Raw genomic sequence first — 24,667 nt, 5'->3', positions numbered from 1 at the left:
CTGAATACAGAGGATGAGGGCGCAGTAAAAAGGAGTCCCTTTTGACGATTCATTGGTCACAGGTAGGCACTGAAAAACTTACCGAGATTATATGCGATAGCTATACGTTACTTCAGCTCGATTAGTTGCTAAACTGGGTGAAAATGTGTTTAGGGAAAACTACGAACATCAGCAGGAGAAGCTCTTTTCGCCCGTCAAAGACCTTCCTACTGGACCGAAGAAGAAATTGCGAAATCACTGGTCTACCCATTTTTACGAACACGTCTTCACTCAGATAGATGAGAGAACGTTCGGACGGCTATACCATGGCGGGTATAGCCGTCCGAACAAGCCAGTCAACGAGTTGGTTTCGCTGGAGATTATCAAGCACCTGCTTGGACTGTCCGATAAGCAGCTCGAACATGCCTATCTGTTCGATTTTCGCGTCCGAAACGCCCTGGGTAAAGAAACACTCGGCGACAATATCTGTGCGAAGACGTTCACGAATTTCCGCCGACGGTTGATGGAGTACGAGGAAGAAACCGGTCGAGACCTGTTGCACGAGGTTTTCCAGGATCACCGAAGTTACATCCAAGACGAGTTCGAGATTGACGCCAGCACCCAGCGGATGGATTCAACGTTTATCGAGGCTAACGTCAAGCAACTCTCTCGAATCGACCTCATCGCTAAAGTCGTTCACAACTTCCTGGACGATCTCCCTGACGAGATCGTCCAGGAACTTCCGGCTGGTCTAGACGAATTCGCCGACACGGAGAACCTGGAACTGTCCTATGAACTGGACCCAGGTGAGGTTGGGTCGACCATGGAAACGCTCATCGAGCACGCTGTCTGGTTAATCGACGCGTTCGAAGCGGAGGAAAACTACGCTGAACTGGAGAGCTTTGCTCATCTCCAGCAAGTCCTCGACGAACAGTGCTACCGCATTCCTGATCTCGAAGATGATCACCGTGAGCACGATGAAGACGAGGATGACGACCATCCCGGTGACTCGCCGTCACCGGGATGGGAACCACTCAGAACGTTCACATCCAGCGACGGTGAGCCAAGCCACGAGCAGGCGACCGATGAGCCAGCTCAGCCCGACGAGGACGGTCCCGAGCACGATCGCATTGGGCTGAAAAAACCTGAGGAGATCAGTAGCGGTTCGATACAAAACCCGCATGACGTGGACGCGACTCACCGCCGGAAGGGCGGTGAGTCGTACTGCGGGTATAAAGCGAACGTCGCCGAGACCTGTGATGCGGAAAACCCGTTTCGCCTGATCACGACGATTCGCGTTGACACGAACAATACAGCCGATGGCGACCTGTTAGCCGAAGACGTCCCAGAATTGCCAGAAGAGACCGGGTTAACTGATCTCCTCGTCGACGGCGGCTACATGCACAAAGAAGTGGAGGCGTGCTGCGGTGATCACGGGATCACGCAGCACTTCACAGGACTAACGGGGCAGCCCCCGCCTGCCGAGAAGTTGTCGCTAGCAGAAGCAGAGTGGGATGAGCATCGAATGGTTGCCTGTCCTGCCGGACACGAACCATTCGAGCAGCGATACATGTCCGAGAGTGGTCGTATCTCAGGACGAATGGACAAAGAGTTCTGTGAAGGCTGTCCACACAAGGAGACCTGTTTCGTCAAGGAGAAAGAGGAGTTCTACAGTTACGGCTTCTACGAGCGAAAATTAGCTCTCGCCCACCGACGCAAGCGGTTGGACGATCCGGCAGAGAAGGAGTTTCTGAACTTACGCGCTGGGGCTGAGTCGTTGGTCAATGAGGTGTATCACCAGGACGGGGAGAAAACACGGTTCACCGGGACGATCAAGGTGAAAAACGCGTCGATAGCGAAAGCTATCGGGACAAATCTCAAGCGGGCCTCACGATTCCTCGAATCGGAGGCCCAGCGGAAGCAATCGGCGGGATAAACCGGGAAAGGATTGGTTTTTGTCGATATAGCGGATGGAGAGCGACGCATTTGGCTTAAGTGTGTGATCACTGCCGGAGATGAGCATGTCATCCGGGTCGGGGTGCTCCTGCCGGAACACCCCTTTCTCCTGCGCCCTCAGAGGATGAGTGCAGCACAAAGGCCCATTGGTATTACGCCGAGACCGATGATTCTGCTGGTCGGTATCTCACAGTTAGTGATTGATCATTTGCGAAAAGAACCCGCTGTTGCCCGCGTATCGGCTTATCCGCCAATGCCGCCACCGTTTCCGCCGTTGTCACCACCTCCACGACCCGGGAATTTGATGTCGATGATGTCTTTGGCTCTTTGTGCCGCATTCGGCGGGAGCTGTGGGCCTTTCCCTTTCCCTTTTCCTCTGGCCGCTGACTGTTGCTGTGCTTGCCGCCCCCGTTGTGCGCTGGCGGTGCCGACGCCCATGGTGAGGAGTCCGGCGACACCCGCACCACGGATTACGGTTCGGCGGGTAGCCCGCATAGTTTCAGTTTCGATTTCATCTCCTGTGTGGTTTTGGTCGTCACCCATGGCTACTTACCTCTATTGAGCCTTGTAAAGCGGGAATTCCGCAACCGACTCACACCATCATAGGTCAGACTCCTATATAACTTGGTGACGGTGGTATCACATATTTTCTTGACAGGTGGAAAGTACGGACTGACGAAAAAACCACTAATCCTCGATATGCTACGTGACCCCTCTGTACTCACCGATCACTTCTCTTTGCAGATCAGCCCCCTACCTGTGACACATTCGCGCTCTGTATTCTGCAAGAGTCCTGAGCTACATCACAACCTGCATATTTCAATCAGTCCTCCCTCCTAAGCAGACTCGGCAAGGTGAGCTATCGAGGTCCCGCCATCCCGCGGGGCCGCCGTAGGGCCTACTCATCCGCCCGGTATCGGCTGGTACGTCTTTGCGCTAGCGCGGCGCGCGCTCTGCGCGCCGCGCAATTACCCTGCCCCCTTAGGGGCACTTACCGTAGGGGTGCCTGCTAGTCGCGGTGCGCGAACGGCGGCCCAAATCACCCGCTTTCGGGGCTGAAAACCCGGTATTCTGCCGGTTCGTTTCCACGCCTCGAGCGACGAAACTGGCCGAACCTCGAGGGAATTCGCTCGCTTACACCCAGGTGAAAGTGAAATTCGCGTCGAAAAACACACGTGTCGGATAGGAAACCAGGGAACACTGTCACGCAGGTGTGAAAGAAAGGGACGAAACCGACTGCTGTAGCTATTCACCGGACAAACCCGGCCAACGACGACCTACCGCAGTGGTGGCGGCAGATCGTCGCGACGGACCCGGACGTCGCGATCGTCGAGCTGGTCGCGCTCGATTAGATAGGCGACGTCGTGGATGGACGCACTGAGTCGGGCCAGATACTCGAAGCCGGTCCCGCCGGTGCTGCTGGCGTCCTCGTCGTTCTCGTTGCCCGTGCCCCCCGGGTCATCGTCTGCGTCCTCCTGTTGCTTCTCGCGGCGCTCACGGCGTTCCTCGGCCCGTCCGTCACGGTCCTCCGGGGTGTCCTCGGGTCGAACCTCGCGAAGGATCTCGCGGGCTCGCTCCAGGACGACCTCGGAGACGAAGTAGACCATCACGGGGTTGCCCTTTCGGTAGACGATCCCCTCCTCGGCGAGTCGTCGAACGTGGTACCGCACCGTCGATCTCGCCAGCCCGGTGCGTTCCTCGAGGGCGTCATAGTTCGCACCGTCGTGTTCGGCGATTACCCGCAGGATGTCGTAGACGGCCGTGGTGGACTCCTTGAGCGCTTCGCGGTAGATGTCGGTCGAAAGGTCCTCGTACCGACGTTTGAGCATCTGCCGGCGGCCTGTCGGCCGCTCGAAGTCCCACGGCTCTGACTGTGGCCCATCGAAATAGTCGTCTTCGATGAGGTCCGATCGTTCGATACCGGCCCATCGTGCGTGCGTCGCGACGACCGTCCGCAGGTGCTCGAGAACATCGTCCCACTCGGAGACGTGCGGGAGTTTACCCCGATCGACACCGGCGTAAGACGCCTCGAGCTTCGGATGATGAGCGTAGTAGCTGCGGGGCTTCCGGTGCCAGTCGTTTGCCTGATAGACCTTCACCTCGGTGCTGTATCGCTGTGGCTCGAATCCAAGCAGGTGCCAGCGGTCGCTCGTGAATACCCACTCGAGCCACCCCTCTTTCTGACGCTTCTGGTGGGCTTCGATCTGCGAATCCCCACCCCAGTCGATGAGTGCTTTCGACTGGTCCAGCGTCTCGATGAGCGGCGCTTTCTTGTCAATGTCAAACCGGATGTGCGCCTCGGCCTTCGGAAGCCGGCGGGCCTCGTCGACGCGATCGTCCAGGTCAACTGCGCCGGGACCGTACACCGCTCGAAGGGCGTCGTACATCCGCCGCTCGATCTCGAACGGATCTTCAGCCCACGTCGTCCAGCCCAGCAGCCGGGTTCCCTCGCCGTACGGGCACTCGAGCGGGTCGCCGCTCTTGTAGACCATCTGCTCGAACTGGGGGATGATCTCGACGTGCAACGCCAGCGGCGGCTTCCGCAGCTGCAGTTCGCCGTCGTCGACGTCGTACTCACGCAGCTTCAGGTGCTGCTCGTAGTATGCTCGATAGTCGTCACCCGTGCCGGTGCCGGCTTTCCACCGCGAGGACGTCAAGATGAGTGCGTATCTGCCGTCTGGCAGCCAGTCGGCGTCGAAGTCCTCCACAGCCAGATACGGCTCTTCTTCGACGTCACCGACGTGCTCACGCCAGTAGGTGAGGGCTCGATCGTACAGGGTGCCACGGTCAGCAGCCCGATCCGCGTCCGGGTTCACGACGTCGGCGAGGTGGTTACTGACTGCTGCACCGTGGGCTCGAGGGAGCGGAAATGTGTCGGCTTCGGACCCGGTGACGTCGTCGAACTGCACCGGGTCGTCGGAGACGTCGATACTCACTGCAACCCCTCCCGGTCAGCGAAGCACGTCGGACAGAGCGGAACGGTGTACCGTGTCCGCTCTTTGACGTCGTAGCCGGCGTACTCGCAGTCGACACACGCCGACCAGACCTCGGCAGCATCCCGGTTCACGTCGTCGCTCTCGTCGCCTGCTGACGCCTCCTGTGGCTCGAGGCCGAAGGCGGTCAGGTCGACCATCAGGCACCCCCAGACGCGAAGTCGGCCAGCGTGGGGCCGCTCTCGTCGTCGCTCGCCTCCGTGACGGGGATCGTCGTCGGGTCGGGATGGTGGACGATCTCGACGTCTTCGAGCTGGGCAACGACTACGTTCGCCAGCAACCGACGGTGACACCAGCGCGCGTCTTTTTCCCAGCAGACCAGCCAGACGTCGTGCTCAGAGGCTCTTTCGACCAGTTCGGCGAGGACTGCTTGCTGTCCCCGCCCCTCGAGGTAATCGAGATAACGACGTTCGTAGCTGACCGAGTTCCACGCGATCGCGGCGGGGTTCGGCTCGCCATTGTCCTCGGCGGCCTCTTCGACGGTCTTGTAGGCGGTCAGCAGGTCCTCGGGAGGTGCAACAGCCGGAATGTTCCGGTCAGTCACCCGCTCGACGAACTCTTTCGGGTAACGAACGACGCCGAAGACGTCAGCGCTCTCGCTCGGCTCGTACTGACTGACACCGCCGAAATAGGTCGTGTGGACCGTCACAGCCGCTCACCCCCTGCGAGGTCGACGGTCCCCGGATCGATCACGTCCGACCAGGTGAGCTTCGCAACCTCGGACTCCGAGCGCGAGCCGGCAACGTCGTACCACTTCGCGCGCAGCAACTCGTCGACGATCGACGCCGGCACGAGCGCACGAGCCACCTGGGGAAGCCCCGGCCGCGGGACGTAGACGACAAACAGGTACATCCCGGCGGCCTCGAGCAGCCGCTCGTGGGCCGCACGCTTGACGTAGAACCGGCCGCGGGTCGAGCGGGACCCGTTACTCGTCTCGACCTGGCAGCCCTTGATCTCGACCGGCGTGTCCGGTTCAACGACGACGATGCTGTAGAACGGCAGCCACTCGCTCGGCTCCAGGAGCGTCGTAGTCCGGGCGTCGTGCCAAGTGGCCGTTCGGTCACCGACGTACTCGAGAGCGTCAATCTGCTGGATCAAGTCGGCCTCGAGGGCGTCCCCGCTGGCTTTCGAACTCTCGAGTTCCGACGCTCGAGAACTCACAGCGGACCACCCCGAGCACGGCGGACCTCTCGAGCGCAGCTCGCACAGAGCCGCTGGGTGGCCGGAATCGACTCGTCGCACCGCTCACACTCGTCGGACTCGACGAGACGACTCATTGAGAACCACCGTCCTCGAACGTCTGACGGACGTCGTTGTCAGTCACCAGGTAGGCGGGATGGACGATGGGCGTCCTACTCGAGACGTCGTACAGTTCGCTCGCAGGGACGAACACCGCTTTACGCATCGGGCTCACCTCCATGACGACCGTTCGACGTCTCCGGGTCTGGGACTGACACCTCGAGCCCGGCAGCGGAGCCACGGCTCAGACGGGCGTAGGTGTCGCATTCACCGCAACGGTGGGCGCGGTCGCGATCGTCACCGAAGACACGAGCGAACTGCTGTGTGACGTGGGCTCCACAGTGAATACAGGCCGATTGATCGACCGGGCTCCAGGGCGTGGAACTCACGCAGACCACCCCGTGTTTGTGAATGGAATCGCATGACAGCGAGGTGCCGCAACGGGTTGGTCGTTTGGATCAGATTTTGGCCCCTCGGGCCAAAGTGGAGAAACCGATGAAACCGGGCGGTCAGAAGCTTCTACTGGGAAGTTAGTATTAGTGTAGAAACAACCCGTTTCGGAGTGGGCGCTGCAGGATTTGAACCCGCGACAACTTGGTCCGAAGCCAAGCACTCTGTCCAGACTGAGCTAAGCGCCCTTACACTCAGTTTCCCGGCGACTCTGTATAAGTCACTCGATTTCGACTGCTGTTGCTATCCCCAAGCGTACCACACTCGAGCGCCAGCTCGACGACGGTTTTGATTCTCAGCCGATGAAAATTACCGGAGGTAGCCTATGTGGGTTGAACCAAGACTCGAGTATACCATGACGGTGAACGACGCTCCTGTGCCGGAGGATGCCCAGTGCAGCGGTGTGCCGCTGGAACTACTCACCGACGACGAACGCGTCTGGACCGCCGTCCCCGTCGACGCAACTGGCGAAGACCGGATGTGCAAGTGGATCTCGGTAGACGCCGATGTCCTCTGTGACCTCGAGGAGTGGCGGTGACTGCGTTGCGCGGGTAGTCGAGTCCGTTGCCGTACCGGTCGCGGGTCGTGGTGGGGAGTTGGTGTCTATCGATCGTCGAGCGGACGAGACCGTACCGTTTAACCACACCGCCTGAGGACGGGTGGCTATGGCAGCGGTGGAGACGGTTCGTGGGCTAGTCGAGTTGACGCGGCCGGTAAATGTGATCGCAGCGAGCGTGTTGACGTTCATTGGTTCGTTTGTTGCTGGTGGTGTCACAGCGTACCCGCTCCAGACTGGGGCGGCCGTGGCGGCAACCGGCCTCGCTGTTGGGGCTGGAAACGCGATCAATGACTACTTCGACCGGGAAATCGACCGGATCAACCAGCCCGAGCGGGCGATCCCGCGTGGAGCGGTTAGTCCGCGCGGGGCGCTTGTTTTTAGTGTCGTCCTCTTCGCGATGGCGGTCGGGTTTGCGGTCACGCTTCCCGTCGTAGCAATCGCCATCGCTGGGATCAATCTCCTCGCACTCGTGGCGTACACCGAATACTTCAAGGGACTGCCCGGTCTGGGTAACGCCCTGGTAGCTTACCTCGTCGGAAGTACGTTCCTGTTCGGGGCAGCGGCTGTCGGCGAGGTCGGGCCAGCCGTCGTTCTCGCCGTTCTCGCGGCGATCGCGACGTTGACGAGAGAGATCGTCAAGGACGTCGAGGACCTCGAGGGGGATCTCGAGGAGGGGTTGAATACGTTACCGATCGCGGTCGGGGAACGCCGTGCGCTCGTCATCGCGACGGGTCTGCTGGCCGTTGGCGTCGCCGCAAGCCCGATCCCGTACCTGCTCGGATACTTCGGTGCGGCCTATCTGGTCGTCGTGGTTCCGGCCGATGCGATCATGCTCTACGGTGTGGCCAGGAGCTTCGACGATCCGACGGCTGGACAGGTCCAGCTCAAGTACGGCATGTTTCTCGCCGCGCTGGCGTTTATTATTGGCCGCGGTGCCCTCGAGTTCGGCGGCGTCTAATTCAAGTCCCCGTGCGTCCCTAAAACCAATAACCATCAACAACTAGTAAGTAATCAAAAGGACTATATTCTGGATACTGTATTTTCTTACCAGATCAGGTGTGGACAGCGGTATCAGTAGTGGTCGTCGACGCGGCTGTAGAACTTAGTGACTATCCGACATGTATGACCTGGTAGACGACGTTCCGGTGGCTGAAATCGATCCGGGAACGAACGTTCTGATCGTTGGCCCACCGATGGTGGGAAAGCGTACTCTCGCATACGATATCCTTAGAAACGGGATCGTTCACAACGAGGGGACGATCGTCGTCACGACAAAAGACAGTGGCGACAAGGTCCTCGAGGAGTTCACCGGAAACCTCGAGGGGAACACCGATCACCTCGGCATCGTCGACTGCGTCACGAAACAACGCGGTATCGGCACGGTTGACGACGACCCCCGGATCAAGTACGCGTCGTCACCGGTCGACATGACGGGTATCGGGATCAACCTCTCAGAGTACCTTCAGGAGTTCTACGAGGGACGTGGCGTGCGGAACAACCGTGTCCTCGTGCATTCGGTGTCGACGCTGCTGATGTATTCGAATCTCCAGACCGTTTTTCGGTTCCTGCACGTCTTTACCGGTCGAATTCAGAGCGCTGATGCGCTGGGTCTGTACGTCATCGACGCGACGGCGCACGACGAACAGACGATGAACACGCTCAAACAACTGTTCGACGGCGTGATCACGGTCGAAGACAGTGGAGGCGACGAGCCGACGATCGAGACCGCTGGCCTCTGAGAGTCAGCACCGACCAGCGATCAGTCGACGAGGAGTTATTCCTGGCCCCCCAAATACCAGAGCATGCCAGTCGAAACCGACGCCGCCATCCGGGACATTCTCGAGGACGAGACGATTGCCGTCGTTGGCTGCTCGAGTACGCCGGGGAAAGCGGCACACGACGTCCCGTCGTATCTCCTCGGGCAAGGGTACGAGATTGTTCCAGTCAACCCGTTTGCCGACGAGGTGTTCGGCCGAGAGACGGTCGACTCGCTGGCCGACGTCGAAGACGAGATCGACGTCGTCTGCGTGTTCCGTCCGAGCGAGGAGGTCCAGGGGATCGTCGGCGACGCACTCGAGCGCGACGACGTCGATTCGATCTGGACCCAACTGGGGATCCGCGACGACGAGGCGGTCGCGCGGGCCGAGGCCAATGGCCGCGCAGTCGTTCAAGACCGGTGTATGAAAGTCGAGCATCGGCGCCTCATCGCGTAAGGTCCGGTCGGGTGCCGAGCGAGGGGTCGAGTCAATCCGGAGACGAGCCGAAAACCCGAAAACGGGCTCGAGCGCAATTGTCGTTTCCGATCGCGACAGCCGTCATGGAGACCTACCGCATCATTGTAACCACCGACAGAGACTTACCCGCAAGTAGTCTACGGGCGAGTAGAATTCATGTGTGACCAGTTCGGGGACTGTTCGAACAATGGAACCTGCCAACTCGTGCTCAGGAACCGGCAGACGGGGATGGAACTGGTCGAACACCATTGCAAGGCACACCTCGTTCTCCGGGTCTGGGAGGTCGAGCGCGACGACACGTTCGAGGTCGTCGATGCACAAGCCCTCGAGCGATCGTCCGACTCGCTAGACGCGCCACCGCAGGACGTCTCCCCGATGTCGTCACTGGGTGAGCACGAGCCCCCGTTCGAACCCACTGATCACGACCAGTAGCCTGCGACGGGGCGGAGAACGCCGTCACAGGGATTTTGCGTGAGACACCGTCTTCTCGGTTCGTTGGCTAGGAACTCCACTCGTCGAACGAGCCATAGATTCCTTTCGAGAGATATCGTTCGCTCGAGTCCGGGAAGATCGTTACTACCGTTTCGTGTGGTGTCGTAAGTTCACCGTTGTCGATCTCGCTGGCGACGCGTTTCGCTGCAACGCTGGCCGCGCTGGCACTCGAGGCGACGAGGTGTCCCTCTGCTCGCGCGAGGTGTTTGAGTTCGTCGTGGGCTCGCTCGTCCGAAACCGGATAGACGTCGTCGACGAGTTCGGGATCGAAGAGCTCGTTCGTCGACGGGTTGTGCGTACCGATTCCCTCGATCTTGTACTCGTCTTCCTTGCGGGCTGCGCCGAGGACCTCGCCGTAAAGCGAGCCCTCGGGCTCGACGGCGGCGACGTAAGTGTCGGGGTCTTGCTCGAGTGCGTACCGAGCGATTCCCATGAGCGTCCCTGCAGTTCCACAGCCAGCGACGACCGCACCGACCTCGCCGTCGAGGGCCTCGTAGATCTCGGGGCCGGTCGTCGCGTAGTGGGCTTCGGCGTTGAGCGGGTTCGAGAACTGTTGTGGCACGACTGCGTCGTCGAGTTCGTCGGCGAGTTCGTACGCGCGCTCGATTGCACGTCCCATGCCGTCCTCGGTGGGTGTGTTGATGATGTCTGCGCCCAGGGCGGCCATCAGCTGCTGTTTCTCGACGCTGAACCGTTCTGGGACGACGAAGATGGCGTCGAGTCCAAGCTGTTGGGCTGCGATGGCCAGTCCGATTCCGGTGTTCCCCGCCGTCGGTTCGACGATCGTTCCACCGGCCGGCACGTCACCACGCTCGAGCATCCGTTCGACCATGTAGCGGCCGATCCGGTCTTTCACGCTCGCTCCGGGATTGAACGACTCGAGTTTCGCGTAGATCCGTACGCCGTCGGGACCGTCCTGCAGCCGGACGAGCGGCGTCCGACCGATCGTCTCGAGTACCGAGTCCAACGGTCGCTCGTGGGTCGTCATCGTTCTGGCAAAAGTTGCCTTTACTGTTAGCTTTTGCTGTTGGCTCCGGCGGGCTGAGAAAAGGTCGCAGTTGGTTGGTTGGTTACGGTTCCACAGTCGTCTCGCTCGAATCACTCTCGTCGCTGGTATCGTCTCCAGCGTCTTCGGACGTGTGCTCAGCTTCGTCGATCGCTGCCTCTGCGAGGACCTCCTCACCGTCGATGTCGAGTTCGTCGGCGATCGCGAGCAAAAGCGCCCGTTGTTCGGTGAGCTGGTGATCCAGTCGTTTCACCGTGTCGTGGGTGTCGTCGACCTCTTCTTCGAGGTGGATGATCCGCTTTTGGAGTTCCTGAACTTGTTTGTACATCGCCTCGGCGCGATCCGAGAGTCCCTGTAGCTTCTTTGCAGTGCTTCCAAGTCCCATGTCGTGTCGATGCGGTGGCTGGCTAATGGGCCTTTTCCTCTCTCGCACGCGATGGACCACCGGCTGTTGACCAGGCCAACGGCTTGCCGGCGGTCGATTCGGGAGACGAAAGGTCCTTAAGTTGCAACCACCTACGGGAAGATGGATAGGTCGGGCAGTTAGGCCCTGCTCGTCACCCGCAGTATGGCCTTTAGCGGGGACCAAATGCCGTGGGCGTCCGGTCAGACCGGCCGGGGCCCCGGGAGCCAACAGAGAAGCCTCGTCCGTCGGGGACAGCGGTCCACGGTGGCCGTCCGCAGGGACGATCCATCGTGGTTGATCGGCGACAGCCCATCAGGCGCGGAAGCGAGCAGTGGACCGCCGGACACCTGTCGCTCGACGGGTTGCGGGGTGGAGGAGGCAACCGGGATTCCCCCGGCCGGAACGCCGGGCAATCGCGGAATCCACCATTCATACCGATTTTAGCGACACTCAGCCACTGCTTTCGCGCACGGTCGTATCCGGATATCGCTTCCGGCCACGTCGACGACCCGTTCGCCGTAATCGCAAGGGGATTACTCGTCGGCCGTCAGGTTCCCGTATGATCAACCTCTCGCTGTCCGTTCGCCAGTGTGACTGTCCGCTGAGCGCGGCGAGCAGGACCCACGACGTTGCGTTCGTCACACCCCACTGGCACTACCACCACGACCGCTCGAGCCTCGAGCTCCGGGTGCTCGCCGAGGGTCGAGATCGGACGGCCCTCGAGGACGGACTCGAGATACTCAGTTCACACGAGGGAACGGAACGGTTCGAACTGCTGGCGAAGTCGGGATCGACCGCCAGAGCGCGACTCACGCTCGGGACCACAGAGACGATGGGAACGATCGTCGAAAACGATGGCTACCTCACGGGTCCGTTCGAGAACGTCGACGGACGCGAACGGTGGGAAGTGGGGTTCGACGACGAGGCCGCCGCTGATCGGGCGCTCGAGACGCTCGATCGCACCGAAGACGAGTACGAACTCCACGACCGACGCCGCCTCGATCCCGAGACGGTTCTCGAGGGACTCTGGGCAGAAACCGTCGGTTCAGCCGTCCTCGATGGCGTACGCGAACTGACGCCGACAGAGCGCCGAACGCTCCGGCGAGCCGTCGAGGACGGCTACTACGCCGTCCCACGGTCGACGACGCTCGGTGATCTCGCTACCTCGCTCGAGGTCTCCGACGCAGCCGTTTCGAAGACGCTCCGGCGTGCCGAGCGAAAAGTGCTCGCGCCGACGAAGGCCGCCCTGGAGTCCGCCGACCCGAGAGGAGACGGACGGCAGCCGGGTGCCCGCCGGGAGACCGGTCGTCGTGGGAGAGATCGACGCGAACCCGATCGTCACGGGAGTGCTTGACACGGGTTAAGATACTAACGCGGACAATTATCCCAGCATACTGGGGGTTAACATCCTAACGAGAGCAGCCAACGGGTGGCGGTCGAAACAGATGTACGTGACTCGAACTACGGGCGTGTCGCTTTCGACGCCGACTGTGTTGGCACGGTTCTCGAAGTATCTGTTCGCGCTGGCTCCGATGGCCGCAGCGGCGCTGTGGGGCGGGCTCTACGTCGTCAGTATGTGGGGATTCGACTCGGTGCCGCCGCTTACGCTTGCGTTCATGCGAGTGGCCGTCGGCGCCGTCGTCTTGCTCACCGTCGTCCGACTGTTCTACCCCCGACGGACGTTCTCTCGGAGCGATCTTGCAGGATTCGCGCTCCTCGGCGGCGTCGTCACCGTCTCGCTAGCGACGCAGTTTCTGGGAACGGCGCTCACGACCGCGAGTCAGGGATCGCTCATTACCGTCATGACGCCGATCTTCACGGTCTTACTCGGTGTCACGCTGCTTGGTGAGCGTCTGACTGGCCGCCTGCTCGTCGGCATTGGGCTGGCGACTGCGGGGACAGTCGTCGTTCTCTCGGGCCAGTATCAGCTCTCGGAGCTGGCCGGTGCTGCGGCTTCCGGCGTCGTCTTGCTCGTGATTGCAGGTGCAACGTGGGCGCTGTATACCGTCTGGGGCAAACCGCTGGTTCAGCGGTACTCGGCGCTCGAGACGGCGACGTACTCGTGTGTCGCTGCCGTGCCGATGCTCGCGGCACTCGTCCCGCTCGAGGTCGTGACGACGGGCACCTCGCTGCGGTCGATCGTGGTGACGCCGGAACTGGTCGTCGCGGTGTTGTATCTCGGCGTACTCGGGACGGCTGCAGCCTGGTACCTCTGGTACAAGGGAATGGAATACGTCGACGCCACCGTCGTTTCGGCGTTTTTCTTCGCCCAGCCGCTCGTCGGGGCGTTGCTCGGCGCGACGCTGCTCGGCGAGTCGCTTGGCTCCCGGTTCGTCCTTGGCGGCGTCGTGATGGCTGCAGGCGTCTTCCTCGTCTCGACGAGTTCTGACGCGTAATCGCCGCGGAAGGTAAAGCATACAGTCGTCGTTTATCTTCTATTACATGATGAACCGTCACCGCGTCTCGGCCGGGGTCGTACTCGTCGCGTTTCTCATGCTGGTGGCTGGCTGTCAGGCACCCGCCGTTCCGTCCACGGACGGTCCCGACGACCCTGATCCCGAAGCGGTCTTCGAGGCAGCGTTCGTCCACGCCGAGGACCTCGAAGCCGTCTCGGGCGAGCGGACGACCGTCGTTACGGCCGGCGATGAAACACAAGCCGAACGCGTTGCTGTGACCGAACGACCGTACGCAGAGTATCGAAGCGAGGTTCTCGAGTCAGAGAGAGCCGACCGCGAGGGGGCTCTCTACGTCTCCAACGCGGCTGGCTCGTGGTGGTACGATCCTACGGCGAACACCGTGAGCGTCTACGAGGCTAACGAGTCGTACGAGAGCGAAGCAGTACGCATGGCCCGAGCCGACGTGGCGGCCGACCGGCTCGAGTACTACGATCTCGAGTATCGCGGCACCGAAACGGTTGCCGACCGCGAGGCCCACGTACTCGACGTGACGGCGAAAGACGAGGCCGTCACTGATGGGGTCTCCGTCCTCGTTGGCGACACCGAGTTCGTCTACGCCCTCGAGACGGTCGATCCAGCCGACGAACTCGAGGTCACCGAACAGACGGTCTGGATCGATGCCGAGTACGACTATCCGCTGAAAGAGCGCGTTGTCAGCGAGGATGTCGACGGGGAGCCCTACGAGTTTACCGAGCGGTTCGAGACAGTGATCTTCAACGACGTCGACGAGGGGACGTCCGCGTTCGATCCCCCTGAGAACGCGACGGCCGACGACCTCGAGTAGTCGCGTCACCTGTGACAGTCGCTGACGCCAGCGTCGGCCGCCGGGTGTCGACGCGGCCGGACATCGGTCATTCGAGGGGCTGTGTGATGCCCGCGGGTTCGGCCAGTTCGAGGCCCCCCTCGAGCGTTCGGACGGGGTAGGGGATATCGATGCCCTCCTCGTCGAAGCGTCGTTTGACGGCGGTGACGTACTCGCCTCTGATCCGGACGAAGTCGGCGCGGCCAGGGTCGGCGATCCAGAACCGCGACTGAAGGCCGACGTCGGAGTCGCCGAGTTCGGTCAGCCGGACGGTCGGAGCGGGATCGTCGAGGATGTCGGGGTGGCGTTCGGCCTCCTCGACGATGACGTCCGTTGCCTGCTGGATGTCGTCGCCGTAGCCGATCCCGAAGACGAACTTCAAGCGAAGCCGGTCGGCGTCCGTCGGGTTCTTGACGACGCTCTCGGTGAGTGCAGAGTTCGGCACCGTCAACAGTTCGTTATCGAACGTTCGCACACGCGTCACGCGCAAACTGATGTCCTCGACGACTCCCGAATGGTCGTCCCACTCGATCCAGTCGCCGATCTTGAACGGTTTGTCGGTGTAAATGAAGACGCCCGAAACGAAGTTCGAGATCACGTTCTGCATGGCCAGCCCGATTGCGAGCGCGCCGGCCGCAGCGATACCGGCCATCGAGACGAGGAAGTTGCCGAAGCCGGCGAAGCCAAACGCGATCGCGACGGCGACGAAGAGGACGCCGAATCGCGTGATCTTCACCAGTGGAACCTGGGCGTGTCGATCGACCTCGCGGCTGTCGAGTGCGCGGCTCACGAGCGGGAGGACGACTGCTCGCCCGACCACCCAGACGGCAAGGAAAGCGAGGACGAACAGGATAAGTCCTTGCGCGCTGGTCGCGACGGGCTCGGGAAGCCCCGCTTGCTCGAGCGTGGCTCTGATCGGGCCGGCCTCGAGTGCCACGAGAGGCAGCGTCATCGGTAGAACACGGCTGTGTGTCCACGAGTCTCGATGAGTTCGGCGTCGACACGGTCGGCCAGGTCAGCCGCCTTCTCGTCAGTTGAACTGCCCGCACGGGCTGCCCGGAGGAATTTTACCTTTACGAGGTCTTCGTTTGCGAGTTGGTCGTCGAGTTCGTCGACAACGGCGTCGATACCACTTTTGCCGACCCAGACGGTGACGTCGAGGTCGTGTGCACGGCGTTTGAGTTCCTGTTGATCCATAACGCGCCATAGCCGGGCCTGTGATTTGAATCTTCGCGAAACGGACCGAGAATCTGATTCGGCTACTCGTCGTACGGATATCGCGCATGGGTGCCACAAGAGCAGGTGACGACGACGTGACCGTTCCGGAGTCTGATACGGGCGTTGTTGCCTGGAATGAGGTACACGTCGCAGGCGTCACAGGTCGACCGCTTGAACGATTTCGGAAGCGAGAGCCGATTACGCTCGGCGATCCGCCGTGCGAGCCGGACGTATTCCCTGGCGCGCCCTTCCTCGCCGGCTTTCGTCGCCGCTCGAGCGAGGGCCTCGAGCCGGTCGATACGTTCGGCGGCGACGTCCATGTACAGGTGTTTCGTCGGTTCACGTATTGGTGTTTCGTCCGCTGTCGCCCGGTTGCCCCATTGTTCCGGCGCGAACGTTCCAGTTGGACGAGATAACGCAATGCAGTTATACTGCCACGGCTGAATTCACACGAGAAACCGATGAACGGATCCGTGCCGGACGGCGGCCGCGACAGACTCGACACGAGCCGTCGCGCCATGCTGGCAGCGGGTGGGGTTGGCCTGACGGTCGCGACCAGCGGCTGCGTCAGACAGGTCCGTAGTGCCGTTAATCGCGACGAGATCGAACAGCTCTCGGTAACCATTACGACGGTGCCGGCCGACGGCGACCGGGAAAGTATCCAACTCTCCCGCGCGATTCGGTCGGCACTCGAGGACGTCGGGATCGCCGTCGACATCGACATGCAAGCCGAAGAAGAGTGTAGACGAACGATCCTGGTCAACCACGACTTCGACCTCTACGTCGGTCGCCACCCCGGCGATGTCGACCCGGACTTCCTCTATGAGAGTCTACACTCGCGATACGCCGACGAAGCGGGCTGGCAGAACCCCTTTGGCTTCGCGAACACGGTGGTCGACGACCTCCTCGAGAGCCAGCGGGACGCTGGCGACGACGAGCGTGAGACGGCCATTGCGGAGACGCTCGAAGCCGTCACCGCCGAACAGCCGTTCGTCTCGATCTGTGTCCCCGAAGAGTACCGACTCGTCCGGACCGACCGGTTCGGCGGCTGGGAGGACGGTCACCTCGCGACGCGTCACGGCTATCTCGGCCTCGAGGCGGCCGACGACGAGGCGGTGATCCGTGCGGTACACACCGATGCCAGGGTGTCGAAGAACCTGAATCCGCTCTCTGCGGAGTACCGCGAGCAGGGGACGATCGCCTCGCTCGTCTACGACTCGCTGGCAACGATCGACGCTGACGGCGAGGTGAGCCCCTGGCTCGCAGCCGACTGGACGATCGACGATGGGACGGTCGACCTCGAACTCCGCGAGGAGTGTTCGTTCCACGACGGCGAGGCGGTCACGGCGGCGGACGTTGCCTTCACCTACGAGTTGCTCGCTGACACGACACTCGGTCGGCGGGAGTTTTCGGCCCCGACGCCGCTCTATCGCGGCCACGTGTCGGCCGTCGAGGACGTCTCGTACGACGACGAGGATGGCCGTCACCTCGAATTACGGATCGAGGCGAGCGAGGCGGTCGCCGAGCGCGCACTGCTCGCACCGATCCTGCCGGCGCACGTCTGGACCGAGCGTGCCGCAGCCGCGACCGTCCCGGGTGTTCAGATCGCTGAGGGGACGACCGAGGCACTCGTTACTGACGATGTCCCGCCGGTCGGCAGTGGCCCCTACCGGTTCGACGACCGAAGCGAACGCGATTACGTCGCGTTCGAACGCTTCGAGGACCACTTCACGCTCCGTGATGCCGTCGACCTCCCAGAGCCGGCCGCTGGCGTCCGGTTCCAGATCGATCCTCGCAGCACCTCGGCGATCGAACTCATCGAGAGCGACGACGCCGACGTCACGAGCCTTCCACTCGAGAGCTACGTCGTCGACGACGTCCTCGAGGAGACGGGTGACGATGTCGACGTCCACCAGTCCGAGTCCTGGTCGTTCTACCACCTCGGGTTCAACGCGCGGCGGGCACCCTTCAGCAACCCGAACTTCCGTCGAGCGGTAGCGCAGGTGCTCGATAAGGCGTGGTTGGTCGAGACGGTGTTCGACGGCCACGCTCGGCCCGTCGCCGCGCCGGTGAGCGACGAGTGGCTGCCCGAGGAACTCGAGTGGGATGGTGCGGACCCGGTCACGCCGTTTCTGGGGACCAACGGAGAGGTAGACTTCGCCGCCGCGCGAGACGCATTCGAAGAGGCGGGCTATCGGTACGCAGACGACGGAACGCTTCGGGTGAGACGCTGATGTTGGTTCAGGTCCTGGCCCAGCTGGCGGTGGTCGTCAGCCTGTTTACGATCGTCGGCATCGCAGTCGTCGTCGGCCGTTACCGGCTCCGGGATACGCACAAAGAGTGGCGAGAGCGCGTGCGAGCAGCCGCGCCGATCACCATCTTCCTGGCTGTCGTGTTGCTGTTAAACAGCGTAGCCCGCGAGGTCATCCCGGACCTCTCGTGGATGATCAGGTGGAAATTCACCTGGTACCCGATCTACGACCTCGAGGGGCAGTTCATCCTCTGGCTGCAAGACCAGGCGACGCCGTGGCTAACGGCGTACTTTTCGTTTATTTACATCTACGCCTACGTCTTCATGCTGGTGTTTCCGGTCGTCGCTTACTTCGCGCTCTCGAACACCCGGCCGCTCCGGGAGCTGTTGACTGCCTATACGCTCAACTACGCGCTCGGGCTCTTGCTGTACACGCTCGTGATCGCCTACGGCCCGCGCAACCTGATGCCCGAACTCGTCGAGGCACTGCTGTACGACACGTACCCACAGTACCAGCATCTCACCCGACAGGTCAACCGGAACACGAACGTCTTCCCATCGTTGCACACCTCGCTCGCGGCGACCGTCGCTTTCCTCGCCTGGCGGACGCGTGACGTCTATCCGGTCTGGAACGTCGTGGCCGCGATCCTCGGTGTCTCGGTGGCGATCTCGACGATGTATCTCGGCATTCACTGGGTGATCGATGTCATCGCGGGGATCGGCCTCGCGTACGTTAGCGTCGTCCTCGCGGGCCACCTCGTCGGTCGCTGGTCACTGGCGTCGCTGCGTGGCAGTCGGTGATCCAGCGCTGGGACGGGGTCGCTACAGTTCCTCGAGCGACCGGAGCTTCTGCTCGATGGCCGGCGGCGCGGCGCTCGGCCCGTCACGTACCCGGTGGTCGGGGAGCAACAGTGGCGCAGGGTTCTCGTCGAGTGCCGTTCTGACCAGAATAAGATCGTCCTCGTTGTCGGGGTCGAGTTCGGGAGTCATTCGAGCGAGGCGCTCGACGTCGACCTGATTTCCGTACGGGATCTCTCGAACCTGCTCGAGCACCGCCCGCTGGTCAGTCGGCATCGTCAGTGCGACCTGGACGTTCTCGAACGTGACGGGTTCGATGCCGTCTAAGTACTCGAAGATTTGCTCGAGAACGGGATGTTCGGGTTCTGCCTCTCCGTCCGGTGTCTCCGGAAACGAGACGCTCAGTACGCGTCCGCTGGCTACGCCGAGTTGTACGTATCGGTCGAGATACGTCGATTCCCGCGCGTAGATACCGGCGTCCGTGACGTCCTCCATGCACCGTGAATACGGACCATGGACTTGAATAATCGCCGGTCTCGGCTCCGCCGTCTTCGGTCAGGGTGTTCGAGGCACGTTCACAGACGGGGTTGTGTTGTACGTGCGACAAAACAAGTGGGCCGATCGACCACCAACGGGGTTCCGATGACGCAAGGCTTTTGTACATATGAGTACGTTGATGTACAACAATGAACTCCGAAACGGAGCTCGCGCCCGCGGTGGCTTCGATCCTCGAGGCCGCTCGTGAGCGCCCGGGAGGCGGCGACCGCGTCTCTGTCGACGCACGCTCGCTGTCGGACGCGATCGACCGTGCGGAGGCGGCGGGCCGCGTGCCGGTCGTCGCCGAAGTGAAACCGACGAGTCCAACCGCCGAGGGGACTCGAGACGACGATCCTGCGGCTCTCGCCGAGGCAATGGTCGAAGGCGGGGCTACGGCGATCTCGGTGTTGACCGAGCCCGATCACTTCGGCGGCTCCGCCGAGTCCCTGCGACGGGTTCGAGATGCCGTCGACGTCCCGGTCCTCCGAAAGGACTTCATCATGCACGAAGCGCAGTTGGACGTCGTCGAGGCCGATCTGCTCCTGCTGATCGCACGCTTCGTCGACGATCTCGAGGCGCTCGTCGCAGCTGCTCGCGAGCGTGGGTTTCAACCGCTGGTCGAAGTTCACGACCGAGCGGAACTCGAGTCCGCTCTCGAAGCAGGTGCCGACCTCATCGGCGTCAACAACCGCGATCTGGCTCGACTCGAGGTCGATCTCGGAACCTTCGAGTCGGTGGCAACCGAGGTACCCGACGACGTCACCCTGATCGCCGAAAGCGGTATCTCCTCGCCCGAAGACGTCCGACGGATGCGCGAGGCGGGCGCAAACGCCCTGCTGGTCGGCAGCGCGATCATGGACTACGGTACTGGAGAGACGGACATAACGGCGAACACACGACGACTGACACAGGCGACGACAGGAGACGAGTGATCATGAGGACACCACAACCGACGACCGACGCGACGAACGGAGAGAAACCATGAGTACGGACGACCGCGACGCCGACCCGACGTTCGGCGACTACGGCGGCCAGTACGTCCCCGAGGCGCTGATGCCGGCGCTGCAGGAACTCGAGGACGCCTACGAGCGGTATGTCCTCGAGAACGAGGACGGCTTCATGGACGAGTTCCGCGAGCGGCTCCGCGAGTTCGGTGGCCGGCCGACGCCGCTGCAACGGGCCGACCGACTGAGCGAGCGCTACGATCGCGAGATCTATCTCAAACGCGAGGACCTCCTCCACGGCGGCGCACACAAGCTGAACAACGCCCTTGGGCAGGTCCTGCTCGCGAAGTACATGGGCAAAGAACGGATCGTCGCCGAAACCGGCGCGGGCCAGCACGGCACGGCGACGGCGATGGCCGCAGCCCACCTCGAGATGCCCTGTGAAATTTACATGGGTCGAACCGACGTCAATCGCCAGCGCCCGAACGTCTACCGGATGCGGATGAACGGTGCCGAGGTGAACCCCGTCGACGCCGGTAGCGCCACCCTGAAGGAAGCGATCAACGAGACGATGCGCGACTGGGCGACGACCGTCGAGAACACCCACTACGTCATCGGGAGCATCGTCGGCCCCCACCCGTTCCCGAAACTCGTCCGGGACTTCCAGGCCGTCATCGGTCAGGAAACCCGCGAGCAGATCCAGGAGCAGGCCGGCCGACTCCCCGACAGCGTGATCGCCTGTGCCGGCGGCGGCTCGAACACGATGGGGACGTTTCACGCGTTCGTCGACGACGAGGAGAGCGCGGAGCTACGCTCCACGGATGACTCGAGCGGGCAGAGCCCGCGAGAGCACGTCGGGCTGTACGCCGTCGAAGCCGGCGGCTCGAGCCTCGAGATCGACGAGGAGAACGCGCTGGCACCCAACTCCGCGACGCTCTCGACGGGCACCGACGGCGTCCTCCACGGCGCGATGACGAAACTGCTCCAGAGCGGCGACGGCCAGATCATGGAATCACACAGCGTGAGCGCAGGCCTCGATTACGCCGGTGTCGGCCCCGAACTGTCCCATCTCGTCGAGACGGGGCGGGTCACCCCAGTCAGCGTCGGCGACGAGGCTGCACTGAACGGTTTCCACCGACTCTCCCGACTCGAGGGGATCATCCCCGCCCTCGAGACGAGCCACGCCTTCGGCTATCTAGAGGAGTCCCACGGGGACCTCGGCGACCTCATCGTCGTCAACGTCTCCGGCCGGGGCGACAAGGACCTAGAGACCGTCCTCGAGGAAACCGAGAAACGCGACCTCGAGGCCGCACCGGACGTGGAGGTGTTCGACGGTGAATAGCGAGGATCGACGACCGGCGGGAGGAGATCCTCGGAACCACCGAACGGGGAGTGACGGCCAGGAGCGAGCCGTTCGCGCCGATGGCGGTACGGACAGCGACATCGAGGCCACGATCCGCGAGAACGACCCCGCGCTCATCACCTACGTCACCGCGGGCGACCCGTCGCTCGAGGACACGAAAGCGTACGTCGAAGCCCTCGACCGCGGTGGGGCGGACCTGATCGAACTCGGGTTGCCATTTTCCGAGCCGATCGCGGAGGGGCCGACGATCCAGGCGGCGATCAACCGCGCGCTCGAGGCCGGCACCACGCCCGACGGCTTCTTCGACCTCGTCGACGACCTCGAGACGGAGGCACCGCTGCTGGTGATGACATACTACAACATGGTGTTGCAGTACGGTCCCGAGGCGGACGTCCGGCCGTTCGTCGAACGCGCCGCCGAGGTCGGGCTCTCGGGGATCATCGTTCCCGACCTCCCTGCCGAGGAGGCCGACCCGCTCCGGGCGGCCTGTGACGAGCACGGACTCGACCTCGTCTTCATCGTCGCGCCGACGACCGAAGGCGAACGCCTCGAGACCATCATGTCCCAGGTGTCCGGCTTCGCCTACGTCCAGGCGCGACTCGGGACGACCGGCGCGCGCGGTGACGTTTCGACGGCGACCCACGAGAGTCTGCAACGTCTCGCCGACTACGACGTCCCAAAAGCGGTCGGCTTCGGCGTCAGCGAGGGCGACCACGCGACCGAGATCGTCGAGGCGGGCGCCGACGGCGTCATCGTCGGTAGCGCACTCATCGACATCATCGCCGATAGCGACGACACTGCCGAGGGCGTCGACCGCCTCGAGGCGAAAGCGACCGAACTCAAAGCCGGCGCGGTCCGCGGCACCGGCGACGGCCGACCCGATCCGGACGCCCCGGAACCAGAACACCCATAACTGCAAGCTTGCTACTGATCCGCAATGACCACCACAGGCACTGAGGCACGACTCGAGCGAATCGGCACAGACGGCAAATTCGTCATCATCCCCATGGACCACGGGATTACGATGGGAGCCGTCAAAGGACTGAAAGACATCGAATCGACGATCGACGGCGTCACTCGCGGCGGTGCTGACGCCGTCCTCACACAAAAAGGGGTCGCCCCGCGCGTCCACGAAAATAAAAACGGCAAGGGCTACATCGTCCACGTCAACGGCTCGACGACGATCGGCCCGGACGAAAACGACAAGCGGATGACAGCCACGGTCGAGGAAGCTCTCCGGGCCGGTGCCGACGCCGTCTCCTTGCACATCAACGTCGGCTCGACGTACGAACCGAAACAGATCGAGGACCTCGCCGAACTCAGCCGAGACGCCGCCCGGTATGGCCTCCCGGTCCTGGCGATGGCCTACGCTCGCGGTCCCGGCATCGATTCGACGGACGCAGAGTCCCTCGGCCACGCTGTCCGCCTCGCAGAAGAACTCGGTGCTGACGTCGTCAAAACCGGCTACAGCGGCGACGCCGAGAGCTTCCAGCACGTCGTCGAGTCGACCCGACTCCCCGTCGTCATCGCCGGCGGCTCGAAAGGAACCGACCGCGAGACCGTCGAGATGGTTCGTGGCGTAATGGATGCGGGCGGCGCCGGCGTCTCGATGGGTCGATCGATCTTCCAGCACGACGATCCCGAAGCCATCGCCACCGCCGTCTCAGGCGTCATCCACGACGACCTCGAGACCGACGACGCCCTCAAACGGGCGGGTCTTGCCCTCGAAGCCTGAGCACGTTTTCCAGCAATCCTGCTCGAATCACGTTCTGACTCATACTGTTAGATAGAACTCAGTCAAGCGCATTCGTCTGACGGGAATAATGAATGCTCACACTCGTTCTGTCCGGCAGCATCAGAAGTATCCGAGGAGTCCCGAGCGTCTCTCGAGCATCGACGCGTCGAGCGAGAGTCGCTCGAGCCCGACCTCGCAGGCGTAGGCGATTACGGCCTCATACTCTTCGGGAGTGATCGGACGACCGATATCCGCGTAGCGTTCCTCCGTTTTGGCCTTGTAGTACGGCTGGTACTGCGCCATGACGTTGACGAACGTCTCCTCGGAGAGTTCCTCGGCGACGAACTCGAGAATCCGCTCCGCGTTCTCGACGTGATTCGGCATCACGAGGTGGCGCACGAGGAGGCCGCCAGTCGCGATTCCGGTGTCGTCCAGTCGGAGGTCACCAACCTGGCGGTGCATCTCGCGTACTGACTCCTGGACGGTCTCCCAGTAGTTCGGTGCCTTCGAGTACATCGCCGCAGCGCCGTCCTCAGACCACTTGACGTCCGGCATGTAGATGTCGACGATCCCCTCGAGGCGCTCGAGGATTTCCGGCGACTCGTAGCCGCCGCAGTTCCAGACGATCGGCACCTCGAGACCCCGTTCGCTCGCGAGCTTGATCGCCTCGAGGACTCGCGGTGAGTGGTGGGTCGGCGAGACGAGATTGACGTTATGACAGCCGTTGGCCTCGAGTTCGAGGGCCATCTCGGCGATCTCCACCGGCGTAGCTGGCTCGCCCTGGGCGTCGTGGCTGCTCTCGAAGTTCTGACAGAAGACGCACTTCATGTTGCAGCGGGCGAAAAAGATCGTGCCGCTGCCGTTGTGGCCCCGCAGGCAGTCTTCTTCGCCGAAGTGGGCGAAATACGAGGCGATGTGTGCCGTATCGTCGGACTGACAGGCTCCTATCTGCCCGGCCGTTCGGTCGACGCCACAGTCGTACGCACACAGATCGCAGTCGGCGTACCGTTCACGGAGGTCTGCGATTCGGTCATCGAACTCCACAGCCGAGAGCTGTCGATAGTTCGGCGTCTCTGCGGACGGATCGACGCTCATGACAGTCGTTCGCAGCCACGAGACATACGTGTGTCGCGTGACACCACTTCGGACGGTCAGCCGAGGTTACACTAGACAATACAGCGAGAGTACATGTGTCGCGATGGCGACGCGCTCCGCGATACGAGGGCTTATCTGTCGAAACTGACTACAT

General features: G+C 62.3%; 29 protein-coding genes, 1 tRNA gene and 1 other RNA gene. 16 read left to right on the top strand and 15 right to left on the bottom strand.

The features are described 5' to 3' along the window. Positions 1 to 145: 145 nt before the first annotated feature. The gene (locus AArc1_RS11780; RefSeq protein ID WP_117362399.1) at positions 146 to 1,915 is read left to right on the top strand and encodes a transposase; all 1,770 of its coding nucleotides are present in this window, start codon (positions 146 to 148) and stop codon (positions 1,913 to 1,915) included. A gap of 263 nt (positions 1,916 to 2,178) precedes the next feature. Here the strand turns inward: AArc1_RS11780 and AArc1_RS19070 are convergent, their stop codons facing one another. The 8 genes from AArc1_RS19070 to AArc1_RS11745 all read right to left on the bottom strand — a co-directional run bounded on the left by AArc1_RS19070 (position 2,179) and on the right by AArc1_RS11745 (position 6,805). After that, positions 2,179 to 2,430, bottom strand: a complete 252-nt coding sequence (locus AArc1_RS19070) for a hypothetical protein (RefSeq protein ID WP_186336595.1) — start codon at positions 2,428 to 2,430, stop codon at positions 2,179 to 2,181. A 782-nt stretch (positions 2,431 to 3,212) separates the two neighbouring features. Further along, on the bottom strand, positions 3,213 to 4,871 hold the full coding sequence (locus AArc1_RS11770) for a winged helix-turn-helix domain-containing protein (RefSeq protein WP_117364551.1): 1,659 nt from the start codon (positions 4,869 to 4,871) through the stop codon (positions 3,213 to 3,215). Further along, entirely contained in the window at positions 4,868 to 5,068 is a 201-nt protein-coding gene (locus AArc1_RS11765) for a hypothetical protein (protein WP_117364550.1), read from the bottom strand. The genes AArc1_RS11770 and AArc1_RS11765 overlap by 4 nt, the downstream gene beginning before the upstream one ends. Then, on the bottom strand, positions 5,068 to 5,577 hold the full coding sequence (locus AArc1_RS11760) for a DUF488 family protein, N3 subclade (protein WP_117364549.1): 510 nt from the start codon (positions 5,575 to 5,577) through the stop codon (positions 5,068 to 5,070). Before AArc1_RS11760 ends, AArc1_RS11765 begins: the two co-directional genes overlap by 1 nt. Further along, positions 5,574 to 6,089: a hypothetical protein gene (locus tag AArc1_RS11755; protein ID WP_117364548.1), complete on the bottom strand. Its 516-nt coding sequence runs from the start codon at positions 6,087 to 6,089 to the stop codon at positions 5,574 to 5,576. Before AArc1_RS11755 ends, AArc1_RS11760 begins: the two co-directional genes overlap by 4 nt. Before the next feature lie 112 nt (positions 6,090 to 6,201). Then, the gene (locus AArc1_RS19520) at positions 6,202 to 6,333 is read right to left on the bottom strand and encodes a hypothetical protein (RefSeq protein ID WP_267130067.1); all 132 of its coding nucleotides are present in this window, start codon (positions 6,331 to 6,333) and stop codon (positions 6,202 to 6,204) included. Next, positions 6,326 to 6,565, bottom strand: coding sequence for a DUF7563 family protein (locus AArc1_RS19375; protein WP_117364547.1), 240 nt, complete (start codon positions 6,563 to 6,565; stop codon positions 6,326 to 6,328). The genes AArc1_RS19520 and AArc1_RS19375 overlap by 8 nt, the downstream gene beginning before the upstream one ends. Before the next feature lie 165 nt (positions 6,566 to 6,730). Further along, positions 6,731 to 6,805, bottom strand: a tRNA-Arg gene (locus AArc1_RS11745). 167 nt (positions 6,806 to 6,972) lie between these two features. Here AArc1_RS11745 and AArc1_RS11740 point away from each other — a divergent pair. The 5 genes from AArc1_RS11740 to AArc1_RS11720 all read left to right on the top strand — a co-directional run bounded on the left by AArc1_RS11740 (position 6,973) and on the right by AArc1_RS11720 (position 9,842). Next, positions 6,973 to 7,155, top strand: a complete 183-nt coding sequence (locus tag AArc1_RS11740) for a DUF7511 domain-containing protein (protein ID WP_117364546.1) — start codon at positions 6,973 to 6,975, stop codon at positions 7,153 to 7,155. Between the two features lie 127 nt (positions 7,156 to 7,282). Next, the gene (locus tag AArc1_RS11735) at positions 7,283 to 8,134 is read left to right on the top strand and encodes a geranylgeranylglycerol-phosphate geranylgeranyltransferase (protein ID WP_117364545.1); all 852 of its coding nucleotides are present in this window, start codon (positions 7,283 to 7,285) and stop codon (positions 8,132 to 8,134) included. A 160-nt stretch (positions 8,135 to 8,294) separates the two neighbouring features. Continuing rightward, complete coding sequence (locus AArc1_RS11730) at positions 8,295 to 8,915, top strand: RAD55 family ATPase (protein ID WP_117364544.1); 621 nt, start codon at positions 8,295 to 8,297, stop codon at positions 8,913 to 8,915. Between the two features lie 63 nt (positions 8,916 to 8,978). Continuing rightward, on the top strand, positions 8,979 to 9,389 hold the full coding sequence (locus AArc1_RS11725; RefSeq protein ID WP_117364543.1) for a CoA-binding protein: 411 nt from the start codon (positions 8,979 to 8,981) through the stop codon (positions 9,387 to 9,389). 177 nt (positions 9,390 to 9,566) lie between these two features. Beyond that, the gene (locus AArc1_RS11720; protein ID WP_394341239.1) at positions 9,567 to 9,842 is read left to right on the top strand and encodes a hypothetical protein; all 276 of its coding nucleotides are present in this window, start codon (positions 9,567 to 9,569) and stop codon (positions 9,840 to 9,842) included. Positions 9,843 to 9,909: 67 nt separating this feature from the next. On the opposite strand, the gene AArc1_RS11715 is transcribed toward AArc1_RS11720, so the two are convergent. After that, positions 9,910 to 10,890: a PLP-dependent cysteine synthase family protein gene (locus AArc1_RS11715; protein WP_117364542.1), complete on the bottom strand. Its 981-nt coding sequence runs from the start codon at positions 10,888 to 10,890 to the stop codon at positions 9,910 to 9,912. A gap of 82 nt (positions 10,891 to 10,972) precedes the next feature. Then, positions 10,973 to 11,293 (bottom strand): DUF5798 family protein, encoded by a 321-nt coding sequence (locus AArc1_RS11710; RefSeq protein ID WP_117364541.1) that lies wholly within the window; start codon positions 11,291 to 11,293, stop codon positions 10,973 to 10,975. Between the two features lie 138 nt (positions 11,294 to 11,431). Here AArc1_RS11710 and ffs point away from each other — a divergent pair. The 4 genes from ffs (at position 11,432) to AArc1_RS11690 (ending at position 14,554) form a co-directional block, all read left to right on the top strand. Next, an RNA gene (gene ffs, locus AArc1_RS11705) (signal recognition particle sRNA) lies at positions 11,432 to 11,743 on the top strand. 130 nt (positions 11,744 to 11,873) lie between these two features. Then, positions 11,874 to 12,668 (top strand): helix-turn-helix domain-containing protein, encoded by a 795-nt coding sequence (locus tag AArc1_RS11700; protein ID WP_117364540.1) that lies wholly within the window; start codon positions 11,874 to 11,876, stop codon positions 12,666 to 12,668. A gap of 91 nt (positions 12,669 to 12,759) precedes the next feature. Beyond that, positions 12,760 to 13,710 (top strand): DMT family transporter, encoded by a 951-nt coding sequence (locus tag AArc1_RS11695; protein WP_117364539.1) that lies wholly within the window; start codon positions 12,760 to 12,762, stop codon positions 13,708 to 13,710. A 49-nt stretch (positions 13,711 to 13,759) separates the two neighbouring features. Further along, complete coding sequence (locus tag AArc1_RS11690; protein ID WP_117365878.1) at positions 13,760 to 14,554, top strand: LolA family protein; 795 nt, start codon at positions 13,760 to 13,762, stop codon at positions 14,552 to 14,554. Positions 14,555 to 14,621: 67 nt separating this feature from the next. Here AArc1_RS11690 and AArc1_RS11685 read toward each other — a convergent pair whose 3' ends face one another. The 3 genes from AArc1_RS11685 to AArc1_RS11675 form a co-directional block, all read right to left on the bottom strand. Beyond that, positions 14,622 to 15,524, bottom strand: coding sequence for a mechanosensitive ion channel family protein (locus tag AArc1_RS11685; protein ID WP_117364538.1), 903 nt, complete (start codon positions 15,522 to 15,524; stop codon positions 14,622 to 14,624). Then, positions 15,521 to 15,769, bottom strand: a complete 249-nt coding sequence (locus AArc1_RS11680) for a YhbY family RNA-binding protein (protein ID WP_117364537.1) — start codon at positions 15,767 to 15,769, stop codon at positions 15,521 to 15,523. The genes AArc1_RS11685 and AArc1_RS11680 overlap by 4 nt, the downstream gene beginning before the upstream one ends. Positions 15,770 to 15,831: 62 nt before the next feature. Continuing rightward, entirely contained in the window at positions 15,832 to 16,110 is a 279-nt protein-coding gene (locus AArc1_RS11675; RefSeq protein WP_117364536.1) for a ribonuclease P protein component 4, read from the bottom strand. Between the two features lie 141 nt (positions 16,111 to 16,251). Here AArc1_RS11675 and AArc1_RS11670 point away from each other — a divergent pair, with 141 nt between their 5' ends. Beyond that, positions 16,252 to 18,024 carry an ABC transporter substrate-binding protein gene (locus AArc1_RS11670; RefSeq protein ID WP_117364535.1) on the top strand — a complete coding sequence of 591 codons (1,773 nt, stop codon included), beginning with the start codon at positions 16,252 to 16,254 and terminating at the stop codon, positions 18,022 to 18,024. Further along, entirely contained in the window at positions 18,024 to 18,842 is an 819-nt protein-coding gene (locus tag AArc1_RS11665; RefSeq protein ID WP_117364534.1) for a phosphatase PAP2 family protein, read from the top strand. Before AArc1_RS11670 ends, AArc1_RS11665 begins: the two co-directional genes overlap by 1 nt. A gap of 21 nt (positions 18,843 to 18,863) precedes the next feature. Here AArc1_RS11665 and AArc1_RS11660 read toward each other — a convergent pair whose 3' ends face one another. After that, the gene (locus AArc1_RS11660; RefSeq protein WP_117364533.1) at positions 18,864 to 19,334 is read right to left on the bottom strand and encodes an MGMT family protein; all 471 of its coding nucleotides are present in this window, start codon (positions 19,332 to 19,334) and stop codon (positions 18,864 to 18,866) included. A 191-nt stretch (positions 19,335 to 19,525) separates the two neighbouring features. On the opposite strand from AArc1_RS11660, the gene trpC reads away from it, so the two are divergent. The 4 genes from trpC to AArc1_RS11640 are packed head-to-tail and all read left to right on the top strand — an operon-like array spanning position 19,526 to position 23,418. Further along, positions 19,526 to 20,308, top strand: coding sequence for an indole-3-glycerol phosphate synthase (trpC, locus tag AArc1_RS11655; RefSeq protein WP_117364532.1), 783 nt, complete (start codon positions 19,526 to 19,528; stop codon positions 20,306 to 20,308). 49 nt (positions 20,309 to 20,357) lie between these two features. Continuing rightward, positions 20,358 to 21,662 (top strand): tryptophan synthase subunit beta, encoded by a 1,305-nt coding sequence (trpB, locus tag AArc1_RS11650; RefSeq protein WP_117364531.1) that lies wholly within the window; start codon positions 20,358 to 20,360, stop codon positions 21,660 to 21,662. Next, complete coding sequence (gene trpA, locus AArc1_RS11645) at positions 21,655 to 22,596, top strand: tryptophan synthase subunit alpha (protein WP_117364530.1); 942 nt, start codon at positions 21,655 to 21,657, stop codon at positions 22,594 to 22,596. The genes trpB and trpA overlap by 8 nt, the downstream gene beginning before the upstream one ends. Positions 22,597 to 22,620: 24 nt before the next feature. Then, positions 22,621 to 23,418: a 2-amino-3,7-dideoxy-D-threo-hept-6-ulosonate synthase gene (locus tag AArc1_RS11640; RefSeq protein WP_117364529.1), complete on the top strand. Its 798-nt coding sequence runs from the start codon at positions 22,621 to 22,623 to the stop codon at positions 23,416 to 23,418. A 120-nt stretch (positions 23,419 to 23,538) separates the two neighbouring features. On the opposite strand, the gene AArc1_RS11635 is transcribed toward AArc1_RS11640, so the two are convergent. Further along, a complete protein-coding gene (locus AArc1_RS11635; RefSeq protein ID WP_117364528.1) occupies positions 23,539 to 24,513 on the bottom strand; it encodes a radical SAM protein in 975 nt (324 codons plus the stop codon). Positions 24,514 to 24,667: the final 154 nt, after the last annotated feature.

The organism is Natrarchaeobaculum sulfurireducens, from assembly GCF_003430825.1.
GTDB classification, from domain to species: domain Archaea; phylum Halobacteriota; class Halobacteria; order Halobacteriales; family Natrialbaceae; genus Natrarchaeobaculum; species Natrarchaeobaculum sulfurireducens.
This window is presented reverse-complemented; position numbering and strand designations above follow the sequence as displayed.